At 58.0% G+C, this 10,737-nt stretch carries 11 protein-coding genes and 2 tRNA genes; 2 read left to right on the top strand and 11 right to left on the bottom strand.

The window, feature by feature from the left end:
- Position 1: 1 nt before the first annotated feature.
- The 8 genes from Q0932_RS20260 to Q0932_RS20225 all read right to left on the bottom strand — a co-directional run bounded on the left by Q0932_RS20260 (position 2) and on the right by Q0932_RS20225 (position 5,702).
- A tRNA-Glu gene (locus Q0932_RS20260) sits at positions 2 to 76 on the bottom strand.
- Positions 77 to 128: 52 nt separating this feature from the next.
- Positions 129 to 203 (bottom strand) — tRNA-Glu (locus Q0932_RS20255).
- Between the two features lie 110 nt (positions 204 to 313).
- Positions 314 to 697, bottom strand: coding sequence for a hypothetical protein (locus tag Q0932_RS20250; protein WP_299357054.1), 384 nt, complete (start codon positions 695 to 697; stop codon positions 314 to 316).
- Between the two features lie 13 nt (positions 698 to 710).
- Complete coding sequence (gene recJ, locus Q0932_RS20245) at positions 711 to 2,453, bottom strand: single-stranded-DNA-specific exonuclease RecJ (protein WP_299357052.1); 1,743 nt, start codon at positions 2,451 to 2,453, stop codon at positions 711 to 713.
- Positions 2,450 to 3,013, bottom strand: coding sequence for an isochorismatase family protein (locus tag Q0932_RS20240; protein ID WP_299357050.1), 564 nt, complete (start codon positions 3,011 to 3,013; stop codon positions 2,450 to 2,452). Before Q0932_RS20240 ends, recJ begins: the two co-directional genes overlap by 4 nt.
- A gap of 3 nt (positions 3,014 to 3,016) precedes the next feature.
- The gene (gene glpX, locus Q0932_RS20235) at positions 3,017 to 3,979 is read right to left on the bottom strand and encodes a class II fructose-bisphosphatase (RefSeq protein WP_299357048.1); all 963 of its coding nucleotides are present in this window, start codon (positions 3,977 to 3,979) and stop codon (positions 3,017 to 3,019) included.
- Between the two features lie 72 nt (positions 3,980 to 4,051).
- Positions 4,052 to 5,338, bottom strand: a complete 1,287-nt coding sequence (locus tag Q0932_RS20230) for a homoserine dehydrogenase (protein WP_299357046.1) — start codon at positions 5,336 to 5,338, stop codon at positions 4,052 to 4,054.
- 121 nt (positions 5,339 to 5,459) lie between these two features.
- Positions 5,460 to 5,702 carry a hypothetical protein gene (locus Q0932_RS20225; RefSeq protein ID WP_299357044.1) on the bottom strand — a complete coding sequence of 81 codons (243 nt, stop codon included), beginning with the start codon at positions 5,700 to 5,702 and terminating at the stop codon, positions 5,460 to 5,462.
- A gap of 94 nt (positions 5,703 to 5,796) precedes the next feature.
- Here Q0932_RS20225 and Q0932_RS20220 point away from each other — a divergent pair, with 94 nt between their 5' ends.
- On the top strand, positions 5,797 to 6,384 hold the full coding sequence (locus Q0932_RS20220; RefSeq protein WP_299357042.1) for a TetR/AcrR family transcriptional regulator: 588 nt from the start codon (positions 5,797 to 5,799) through the stop codon (positions 6,382 to 6,384).
- Between the two features lie 99 nt (positions 6,385 to 6,483).
- Here Q0932_RS20220 and Q0932_RS20215 read toward each other — a convergent pair whose 3' ends face one another.
- Positions 6,484 to 7,395 (bottom strand): pirin family protein, encoded by a 912-nt coding sequence (locus tag Q0932_RS20215; protein WP_299357040.1) that lies wholly within the window; start codon positions 7,393 to 7,395, stop codon positions 6,484 to 6,486.
- A gap of 194 nt (positions 7,396 to 7,589) precedes the next feature.
- On the opposite strand from Q0932_RS20215, the gene Q0932_RS20210 reads away from it, so the two are divergent.
- The gene (locus Q0932_RS20210) at positions 7,590 to 9,212 is read left to right on the top strand and encodes a long-chain fatty acid--CoA ligase (protein WP_299357038.1); all 1,623 of its coding nucleotides are present in this window, start codon (positions 7,590 to 7,592) and stop codon (positions 9,210 to 9,212) included.
- A 155-nt stretch (positions 9,213 to 9,367) separates the two neighbouring features.
- Here the strand turns inward: Q0932_RS20210 and Q0932_RS20205 are convergent, their stop codons facing one another.
- Both Q0932_RS20205 and Q0932_RS20610 read right to left on the bottom strand, forming a co-directional pair.
- Positions 9,368 to 10,174 (bottom strand): M20/M25/M40 family metallo-hydrolase, encoded by an 807-nt coding sequence (locus Q0932_RS20205; RefSeq protein ID WP_366141445.1) that lies wholly within the window; start codon positions 10,172 to 10,174, stop codon positions 9,368 to 9,370.
- Between the two features lie 11 nt (positions 10,175 to 10,185).
- Positions 10,186 to 10,581 carry a hypothetical protein gene (locus tag Q0932_RS20610; RefSeq protein ID WP_366141444.1) on the bottom strand — a complete coding sequence of 132 codons (396 nt, stop codon included), beginning with the start codon at positions 10,579 to 10,581 and terminating at the stop codon, positions 10,186 to 10,188.
- Between the last annotated feature and the right edge of the window lie 156 nt (positions 10,582 to 10,737).

The raw sequence follows: 10,737 nt of genomic DNA, 5'->3' as shown, positions 1-10,737 counted from the left end.
GTGGCAGCCCGTAGGGGAATCGAACCCCTCTTTCCAGGTTGAAAACCTGGCGTCCTAACCGATAGACGAACGGGCCACGTGAACCGCGTGGTTCTAAGTCTTTCCGATTGTTCGGAAATTTCCTTCGGTGGCAGCCCGTAGGGGAATCGAACCCCTCTTTCCAGGTTGAAAACCTGGCGTCCTAACCGATAGACGAACGGGCCATACCGAAGTGTGAGGCGGTATTTAGGCAAAGCGCCGTTCCGGCGCAAGCGGAAATTTGAGAGTCCAAGAATTTTTTGACTCAACGGGCTTGGTCGCGTTTCAGCAGGTTTCAGGTCGCACCAGTCTGTTCGTCTGCGTAGGCTGTTCTTGCCAAACGAAAGATCCAAAGCCAAAAGCCAGCGCGCAGGATCAAAGCGACAATCGTGCGAGTCTCAAACGCGCCGCCCTGCAAAACATGCAGGCTAAATCCAAGCGCCACGATCAAGGTTCCAAAGGCAATGGCAGCGGCCAGCCACATGGCCCAATGGCGGGCAGTCCATAGCCCCCAACCGGCAAGAACATAGGCGCCTCCGGCCAGAAAGTTGAACCACAAGACAAAGGGAACTACGTGGCCCATGTCCAGCCCTGCAAACAACGCGCTGCCACCTGTTATCAGCGTGACGACGCCAAAGGTCATGGCGATGCTTGCGGCGGTCTTGAGCTTTGTGGTCACGGGTGTCTCCGTTTCAGGCCTCTGCGGCGTCTTCCAGACGCAGCTGCACAGATTGGCGCCCACCCCAGCTGTTGATCTCCAACCGTCCGGCCAGATGAAATCGAGCGCCGCCATGCTGTTCCAGACGGGCGCCAAGGGGTGTGTCGTAGGCCCCGAATGAGATCGCATCGAGACGGGCTCCGGTTTCGTCTCCGAAGGTCAGTTTCAGATGCGAGTCACCAACCCGTTTGGCAAACCGGATCTCAACTCCCGGAAAGGCAAACCTTGGGGCAGGGGCACCTGCTCCAAAGGGGCCAGCCTTATCGATGTCAGCGATCAGTTCCGGGCTGGCCGCCTGCGGCATCAACATACCGTCCAGCTTGAGGTCTGCTGGACCTGCATCGCCTGCGCCTTGCTTGGCCAGCAATTCGCCCAGTCGATGCATTGCGGGTTCCAACTGATCGCGCTGAACTGTGAGCCCTGCCGCCATCTTATGCCCACCGCCTTTCAGCAGTAGCCCTTCGGCGGCAAGTTTCTGGATCGAGGCGCCGAGATCCACGCCGCTGATAGACCGACCCGAGCCTTTGCCCTCGTCGCTGTCCAGTCCGATCACGATGGCCGGGCGGTTGGTCGCCTCTTTCAAGCGACTGGCCACGATGCCGACAACACCGGGATGCCATCCTTCGCCCGCAGCCCAGACCAAAGGCGCGTCAAAGCCGCGGTCTTCGGCTTGCTCCATGGCGGCGGCCCTGACGGCGGCCTCAACATCACGCCGCTCGGTATTTAATCCGTCCAGCCGTTCGGCAAGGGCTGCGGCTTCATGCGGATTGTCCGTGCTGAGCAATCGCGCCCCAAGGTCGGCTTTGCCGATGCGCCCACCTGCATTCACACGTGGCCCCAAGAGAAATCCCAGATGATAGCTGTTGGGCATGGCATCCATGCGCGCCACGTCCGCCAGTGCGACCACACCGACCCGGTCACGCCGAGCCATCACTTTCAGCCCCTGCCGCACCAGCGCCCGGTTGACCCCAATCAAGGGCGCCACATCGGCCACCGTGGCCAAGGCGACGAGATCAAGCATAGAGATAAGATCAGGGCCCTTGGCGCCGTCCTCTCGCATCTGGCGATTGGCCTCGACCAACATCAGAAACACGACACCTGCGGCACATAAGTGCGCCAGCTCGCCACTTTCGTCCTGACGGTTTGGGTTCACAACGGCCAGTGCCGGGGGCAGGGTCTCGCCCCCCAAATGGTGATCCAAAACTACCACATCGGCATCTTTTGCCGCTGCAATCGGGCCGTGGCTGAGGGTGCCGCAATCGACGCAAATGATCAGATCATGGTCCTTTGCCAAGGCCGCCATCGCCTCTTCGTTGGGGCCATAGCCTTCGTCGATGCGGTCCGGCACATAGAGGGTTGCAGCCGCTCCCATATCCCGCAGCCATGTGATCAGCAGCGCAGCGGAACTGCCACCGTCGACGTCATAATCCGCAAACACCGCGATTTTCTGCTGGGCTTTGACCGCAGCCAGAAAGCGCGTTGCCGCCTTCTCCATATCCTGCAGGCTGCGTGGGTCGGGCAACAAATCCGCCAGTTTGGGGTCAAGAAACGAGGCGCTGTCCTGAGGCGCTACACCCCTTCGCGCCAGCACTTGGCACAGGGCCGGGGGCAGGGTGGTTTCCTGCGCCAAAAGCTCCGCCGCCCGCGCTATGTCGATGCTTGGTCCCAGCCAGCGTCGCCCGGTTATCGACGACGACACGTCGAGAAAATCTGTCATGCCAGGGCCTCCAGAATGTCGTCTGTTGATCGTGCCTGACAAAACTCGCCGTGCAGGATCGACACCTCGTTGTCGTGGATCGCTTGTGCGCTCATCGGGGCGACACCTGTCGACCAGCTATAGTCTGCGTGGGTCGCAAAAGCGGCACAGGCGTCATGGGCGAGCCATGTGTCAAACCCCAGATTGGCGGCCATACGTACCGAGGTTGAAATACACTGTGGTGTCGACAGCCCGGCAATGATGACCCCGGTGACGCCAAGGGTCTTCAAGTGGCTTTCAAGCGGGGTGCCGATGAAGGCCGAGTTGGTGTGTTTTGAGAACACAGTCTCATTGTCCAGCGGGGCAACCTCTGTCTTGATCCGGGTGCCGCCATTGTCCGGATGCAGCGGGCTGTTGGGGCGGGCCGAATGGTGCTGAATATGCACCAACGCCGCGCCAGAAGCACGAAACGCGGCCAATAGGCAGGCCGCGTTTGCTTCTGCATTTGGATTGTTGCGCGCGCCCCAGAGGGGGCTATCCATCCCCTCCTGAATGTCGATCAGGATCAGCGCGCGTGTCACAAATTACACCGGGGTGCGATAGGTCATGCGGCGCACCGAGCCGGACTTTGAGCGCATCAAAAGTGTCTCAGTGGTGGCCCAGCCGGGTTCGGTCTTGATGCCCTCAACCAGCGACCCCGAGGTCACACCGGTCGCCGCGAAAATCACGTCTTGCGTGACCATTTCGTCCCGGCTGTAGATGCGGTCGAGATCAGTGATGCCCGCCTTGGCGGCGCGGCCACGCTCGTCATCGTTGCGGAACAACAAACGGCCCCAGATCTGCCCGCCCATGCATTTCAGGGCCGAAGCTGCCAGAACGCCTTCGGGCGCGCCACCTTCTCCCATATACATGTCGATGCCGGTGACATCTGCCTCAGCACAATGCATGACGCCTGCGACGTCCCCGTCGGTGATCAGACGGATCGACGCGCCGGTTGCGCGTACTTCTGCGATCATGTTGTCGTGACGAGGGCGCTCAAGGATACAGACGGTAATGTCCGCGGTTTTACAGCCCTTGGCTTTGGCCAATGCCTCAACCCGCTCTTTCGGGGACATATCGAGGGAAACCACGTCGGTCGGGTAGCCCGGACCAATCGCCAGTTTGTCCATATAGACGTCTGGTGCATGCAGCATCGAGCCACGCGGCCCCATGGCAATTACGGTCAGCGCGTTGGGCATATCCTTGGCGGTCAGGGTGGTGCCTTCCAGCGGGTCCAGTGCGATGTCGACACCCGGCCCGTCTCCGGTGCCGACCTCTTCACCGATGAACAGCATCGGAGCCTCGTCGCGCTCGCCTTCGCCGATCACCACCACGCCTGCAATATCCAGCAGGTTCAGCTGTTCGCGCATGGCGTTGACGGCTGCCTGGTCGGCCGCCTTCTCATCGCCGCGTCCCACCCAATGGGCCGAGGCCAATGCGGCCTGTTCGGCAACCCGGGCAAGGCCCAACGAGAGCATACGATCGTGAAATTCGGCTTGGGGCGACATGGATGGGTCCTCGAGAGAAATGTGGTTTCATCTTTGGTTTAGTCTTGTGCGCTGGTGCGCACAAGAACCAGATCATACGGTTTCGATGCGCAGGGCGACGGGGTCGTTCACCATGACACCTGTTTTGTGCATGGCAGCCACGGCCGCATCCAACGCGACGCGCTGGGTTTTGTGTGTGACGATCAGGACAGGAGCGTTGGCGTCGCTGTGGCGAGTTTGGCGCATCCGATCGATGCTGATGCCGTTGTCGCCAAGAACAGTTGTGATCTTGGCCAATGCGCCAGGTTTGTCCTCAAGTGTGAGGTGCAGGTAGTAAGGCGCAGGAGAGTTTGACTGCGCTGCCTTGGCCTTGACCAACTCTTTGGCGGGGACACCGAAGGTCGAGATACGCAGGCCGCGCGCGATGTCCAGAACGTCGCCCATCACGGCACTTGCGGTGGGGCCTTCGCCGGCGCCGGGTCCGCGCAGGACAACCTGTTCAACCGCGTCGCCTTCGATCACTACCATGTTGGTGCCGCCCTTGAGCTGACCCAAGGGGCTGTCGGCAGGCACGAGGCAGGGCGACATGCGCTGCTCCAGCCCGCGCCCGGTCATCTGTGCAACACCGAGGAGCTTGATCTTGTAGCCAAGATCTTCGGCCTGATGGATGTCCTCGATCGAGATCCGCTGGATGCCCTCCAGCTCGACCCCGTCAAAATCAACTTGGGAGCCAAAAGCGATGGAGGACAGGAGCGACAGTTTGTGGCCCGCATCAATGCCGCCAACGTCAAGGTTGGGATCGGCTTCGAGATACCCGAGAGCGTCTGCCTCTGCGAAGACCTCGTCATAAGGAAGCCCGGCATCCTGCATCCGCGTCAGGATGTAGTTACAGGTGCCGTTCATCACGCCCATGACGCGGGTAATCTCATTGCCTGCCAGACCTTCGGTCAGCGATTTGATCACCGGGATGCCGCCAGCGACAGCCGCTTCGAAACGCAGGAGCGAGCCCTTTGCCTCAGCAGCCTCTGCCAGAGCCTGACCGTGATGCGCCAAGAGGGCCTTGTTGGCCGTCACAACGTCCTTGCCCGCCGCAATCGCAGCCTCAACCGAGTCTTTGGCCGGGCCTTCGTCGCCGCCCATCAATTCGACAAACACGTCAACGTCGTCGCGCGTGGCCAGCGCCACGGGATCGTCTTCCCAGGCATAGTCGCTCAAGTTGACACCGCGATCCTTGTCACGTGAGCGGGCCGAGACGGCGGTAATGACAACCGGGCGCCCGGTTCGCATGGCCAAAAGGTTTGCCTTTTGACGCACGATCTTCACGACACCGACACCAACGGTGCCCAATCCGGCAATGCCAAGACGCAAGGGGCTGGTCATTGTCACATCCTTATGAGTTTCTTATTCCCATGCCGTGTAGCGTCTTCGCGAGATGGGTGCAACGCGCCGTGCAGGTCGGATTGGCAATTTGGGGGTATTTAGAGCGGGACGACAGGCGGAGTTACTCCACCTCTTGCTCTTGCAGGATCTTCGCGCGCTGTTTCAGACCATTGATACGGCCCTCCAGCTGCTCTTCGCTGGTCTCTTCAAGACGGGCTTCTGGGGGCTGCAGGATGGTCTCCAGCGGCACCATCTCCAGATAGCTTTCCGCGGCCACATCGTTCTTTGTGCGCTCATCAACAACCGGGAAGGTCGCGCAGGCCGCAATCGACAGGCACATAAGGCTGACAAAGAGTAGTTTCATGGCTCGGCCTCACCGTTTGTTCCTTTTTGCCTCAGTCCGGTGAAACAGGCAAGCAGGGGTTTTAAAAGAACACCTGTTCAGTTACGCTTTAGTCATGGCAAGAACCGCAGGATCACATTCTGATATTACCGGGCCGCGTGTACGCACAGCGGCGCTGAGCCTGTTTGCCCGCCACGGCTATGCCGCCGTGTCCATGCGCCAGATTGCGCGCGAGGTCGGGGTTCAGGCAGGGGCGCTCTATAACTACACGCCAGACAAGCAAAGCCTGCTGTTTGACCTCATGCAGACACATATGACTGACCTCATGGCTGCGCGCACTGATGAACCCACAGGCGGAACAGCGCTGGAACGGCTCGAAGCCTTCACGCGCTTTCACATCCGGTTCCATTCGGCTCGTCCGGACGAAGTGTTCATCGCCTATATGGAATTGCGCAATCTGACGCCTGAGAACTTTGCCGTGATCGAAGGATTGCGCCGTCAGTACGAAGATGCACTTGAGAGCATCTTGCAGGATGGCCAAACCGAAGGCAGCCTCGCCGTGCCGGATACCAAAGTCGCAACGCTGGCGGTCATTGCTATGCTGACCGGTGTGAACACATGGTTCCGTGAAGGCGGCCGTCTCTCGCTGGGCGAAGTCGAGCAGGTCTATTGGGACATGGTACGCAAGGCCGTTGCCGCCTGAGAAAAAATAGGGTGGTCCCACCGCTTCTTTTGACCTCAAATATCCCGGGGTGAATTGGCCGCACGGCCAAGAGGGGCGGCGCCCCTCCTGCCCAGGTCGCTAGTGTGCCGGCTTGATGAAGATGCCGTTTCTAAGATCGGCGAAAGCCTGCTGCAATTCCTCACGTGTGTTCATCACGATTGGACCGTGCCAGGCCACGGGTTCCTGAATAGGTTGCCCCGCGATCAACAAAAAGCGCAGACCGCGCTCCCCGGCCTGTACCGTGACCTCGTCGCCAGTGCCAAAGCGCACCAAAGTGCGATCCCCTGAAAGGTCGCGAATGTTCAACTCTTCTCCGCCCACTTCTTTTTCCAACAAAACGCCAGTGGGTTGGCTGGCATCTGCAAAAGCGCCTTCGCCCTCAAAGACATAGGCAAAGGCTCGACGATAGGTGTCGACTGGAAACGTCTTTTTCACGCCCGCAGGCACAGTGATGTCCAGGAACATCGGGTCCGCGGCGATGCCGTCGACCGGACCGGTCTTGCCCCAGAAATTCCCGATAACGATCCGCACCCTGGTGCCGTCATCATCGATGATCTCTGGAATTTCGCCCGCGGTCACATCCTGATAGCGCGGGTCGGTCATCTTGAGATCTCGTGGCAGGTTCGCCCAAAGCTGAAAGCCGTGATTTACGCCTCGCGCATCTGGGCTGGGCATTTCCTGATGCAGGATGCCTGATCCGGCCGTCATCCATTGCACGTCGCCTGCGCCAAGATTGCCGGTATTGCCTAGGCTATCCTGATGTTCGATCGCACCGGACAGTACATAGGTGATGGTCTCAATGCCGCGATGCGGATGCCACGGGAACCCGGCCTTGTATTTGGCTGGGTCATCGTTGCGAAAGTGATCCATCATTAGGAACGGATCCAGCTCTTCGGGGTCAGAAAACCCAAAGGCGCGATGCAAATGCACCCCTGCGCCCTCCATAGTGGGCTGGGCCTTGCGCTGTTCAAGAACGGGTCTGATCGACATGAGATGTCTCCTTTCAAACCATAACCTAGGTCCCGTGCGACTTTGCGCAATGGCACTGAATGTGCTCAGCCGAACGCGACTTGTGCGCAATGAAACAGATCGAGACGTCACTACAAGCAAGAATTCTGTTGCGCAATGACAGTCCCGGCCTAGTCTGGTGGGTAAGGGAAATACACGGACAGGGAGATCCACATATGCTGGGGTCAATGATGATGCGCCCGCTCAAAGTGGCGGACATATTGCAATTTGCTGCTGAAACGCACCCATCGGGTGAGATTGTCTCGGTGCGCACCGAAGGCGATATTCACCGCGCAACCTATGTTGAAACGGCGGGCCGCGTGGCACAGTTGGCATATGGGCTAGAAGCGCAAGGCGCCAAGCTGGGTGATCGCATCGCGACGCTGGCCTGGAACGGCTATCGCCACTTTGAGCTCTACTATGCAATCTCGGGCATTGGCTGCGTCTGTCACACGATCAACCCACGTCTGTCGGCAGAACAGATGACCTATATCGTGACCCATGCCGAGGACACGATGCTGTTTGTCGACACCACCTTTGTGCCGATTGTTGCGGCGTTGCGGGACCACTGGCCCAAGGGTTTGAAGGTGGTCGTCATGACCGACCGCGCCCATATGCCCGAAGGCGATTACCTGTGCTACGAAGACCTGCTTGAAGGACAGTCCGACAGCTATGACTGGCCCGATTTCCCCGAAGAAACTGCTGCCGGGCTTTGCTATACTTCTGGTACAACCGGAAACCCCAAGGGCACGCTTTATACGCATCGCTCTACTGTCCTGCATGCGCTGTTAACGGCCGTGTCTTTGCCTGCCGCGCTGCAGCCAGGCAAAAAGATCCTGCCCGTTGTGCCATTGTTCCATGTCAACGCCTGGGGTCTGCCTTATGCGGCGCCCTTGACCGGCGCATCGTTGATCTTTCCTGGCGCGGCATTGGATGGGGAAAGTATTTTCCGGCTGATGAACAATGAAGAGGTTTTCTCGGCCTGGGGCGTGCCCACTGTCTGGCTTGGCCTTCAGGGCGAAATTGCCAATCAGGGGCGGTTGCCCAAAGGCTTTGGCGATATGGTGGTCGGTGGATCAGCCGCGCCCGCCAGTATGATCCGTGATTTTGAAGAGCGCGGCGTCAATGTGTGCCATGCATGGGGCATGACCGAGATGAGCCCCGTGGGCACCCAAGGCAATTTGCCTGTGCATCTGGACCATCTTTCGATGGATGAAAAGGTGGCCTTGAAAGGCAAGCAGGGGCGGCGAGTCTTTGGTGTGGACCTCAAGATCGTGGACGAAGACGGCGTGCGGTTGCCCCACGATGGTGAGGCTGCAGGCGAGCTGTATGTGCGCGGCAATACTATCACCTCGGGATATTTCAACAATGACGAGGCCAATGCCGATGCGTTTGATGCTGATGGTTGGTTCGGCACCGGAGATGTAGCGACCATCGACACCGACGGCTATCTGACAATCACGGATCGCGCCAAAGACCTGATCAAGTCCGGCGGTGAATGGATTAGTTCTCTGGACCTCGAGAACACTGTGATGGCGCACCCCAAAGTCGCCATGTGCGCCGTGATCGCAGTGCCGCACCCGAAATGGGACGAACGCCCACTGTTGATAGTGGTGCCGTCGCCTGAGGGCAAACCTGAGGTGTCCGAGTTGATGGCGCTGCTGGAAGAGCATTTTGCCAAGTGGCAATTGCCGGACGATGTAGTGTTCGAAGACGAACTGCCACTTACGGCCACGGGCAAAGTGTCCAAACTGACCCTGCGCAAGAAATACATGGATCACGTGTTGCCCGCCAGCTAGGCAGGCGGGCTCAAAAAGTGGAATGGCCGCGCTCTGGAAAAAAAATCCGGTGAAAGCGGCTGTTCTTCAGGTGAATGTCGGCTATCATCCCACTCTGATAATTCTCTATGCTGCAACGAAAGTAGGCTTTGGCGTCAGCCTAGTCCGAAATAGTGTCAGGCTGTCCCCAAGATACTGCGTGCAATACGCTCAAAAATTGCGCTGCCGATGGGGATTAAGTCATCAGGAAAGTCATAATCTGGATTGTGCAGAGCTGCATAGTTTTCACCCGGTCCCAAGCATAGCATTGCTGCTTTAGCGTTCCACCCAAACACGCCGAAATCTTCTGATGCGCGCATAGGAACACCCTCATCGCAATAGACTGCGTCGATAGCATCCATGGCTTTTGTTGCCATGTCGTAGGCATCTGGATCATTGATTGAAGCTGCAAAACTGTCGCACACCTCAATATCCACGCTAAGTCCAAATCTCTCTGCCGCGGTGATGGCAAGCGAGCGGGCGGCTGTTTCCATGCCCGCGTCGTCTGTTGTCCGCGATGTGGCGAAAATCTCTCCCTCGCTAGGTGCTACGCCAAATGAGGGTTCGCCAATCTTTACATAGGTAATCGTCACTAGCCGGAAATCATCGTCAAGCGATCCACCTTGCCCCAAAGCATCCAACTTGGGGATCAACTCCGCAATAGCCAGAAGCGGGGAAACATCATCCTCTGGGTCGGCTGCATGGGCGGTTTTGCCCATGAAACTCAGCCTAAGTCCACATGAAGCGCAGTTAATCAACCCAGCACAAGTAGAGACATATCCGAAAGGCCGTCCAGATTCGATATGAATAGCAAACGCCCAGTATGCTTGGATTTCTTGATATGCAGGATCGGCGACCACAGCTTTAGCGCCGCTATCATCTTCCTCTGCAGGCTGGAACATAAGAACGACACGTCCTCGTGCGACTGGTCGACGAGAAATCATCCGACCTAGCGCTAGAAGCGTTGCCATATGGCCGTGTGGCCGCAAACATGGCTCTTTCCGTGTCTCTGCGACGACCAAGCAATTTCATTACGTTCCTCAATTGGTAGCGCGTCAAGCTCGGCACGGAAAAGGACAGTTGGTTCTTCTTCACCACTGTCAAAAACAGCAGCCACGTCATGGCCGCCTAATCCAGTCAAGATACGAGATGGTGAGAGCAGTTTTAGTACATCTGTAATTTTAGTTGCTGTTTCCACTTCTTCCCCAGATAGTTCTGGGTGCCGGTGAATTTCACGGCGAAATTCAGTCAGTTCCGTTGAGTCAAGATTTGTTAGCATTTCTTGCTCTGCTTCCGAAGCCAGTCGTGTAAATTTCTCCAATCCTAAATCAGAACTGTGAACTTTCGCCAAGCGTCAGACAACAAAAACACAGCAGTTCTTGGTTAGTGTGGCCGCCATTAAAAATAGCTTGGCGAACGGTAACTCTGTCCCGGCGGTTTCAACGGGTCGACGTAACACTTTAATCTTTTGGAAAGATGGAGTGTTGATCATGAAGTACCGGACGCG

Source organism: uncultured Shimia sp. (genome assembly GCF_947498095.1).
Classification (GTDB): domain Bacteria; phylum Pseudomonadota; class Alphaproteobacteria; order Rhodobacterales; family Rhodobacteraceae; genus Shimia.
This window is presented reverse-complemented; position numbering and strand designations above follow the sequence as displayed.

Coding starts and splice junctions, on each gene's coding strand:
- recJ (WP_299357052.1), bottom strand. CDS start 2,453: ATGACAGATTTTCTCGACGTGTCGTCGTCGATAACCGGGCGACGCTGG.
- glpX (WP_299357048.1), bottom strand. CDS start 3,979: ATGTCGCCCCAAGCCGAATTTCACGATCGTATGCTCTCGTTGGGCCTT.
- Q0932_RS20230 (WP_299357046.1), bottom strand. CDS start 5,338: ATGACCAGCCCCTTGCGTCTTGGCATTGCCGGATTGGGCACCGTTGGT.
- Q0932_RS20225 (WP_299357044.1), bottom strand. CDS start 5,702: ATGAAACTACTCTTTGTCAGCCTTATGTGCCTGTCGATTGCGGCCTGC.
- Q0932_RS20220 (WP_299357042.1), top strand. CDS start 5,797: ATGGCAAGAACCGCAGGATCACATTCTGATATTACCGGGCCGCGTGTA.
- Q0932_RS20215 (WP_299357040.1), bottom strand. CDS start 7,395: ATGTCGATCAGACCCGTTCTTGAACAGCGCAAGGCCCAGCCCACTATG.
- Q0932_RS20210 (WP_299357038.1), top strand. CDS start 7,590: ATGCTGGGGTCAATGATGATGCGCCCGCTCAAAGTGGCGGACATATTG.
- Q0932_RS20205 (WP_366141445.1), bottom strand. CDS start 10,174: ATGATTTCTCGTCGACCAGTCGCACGAGGACGTGTCGTTCTTATGTTC.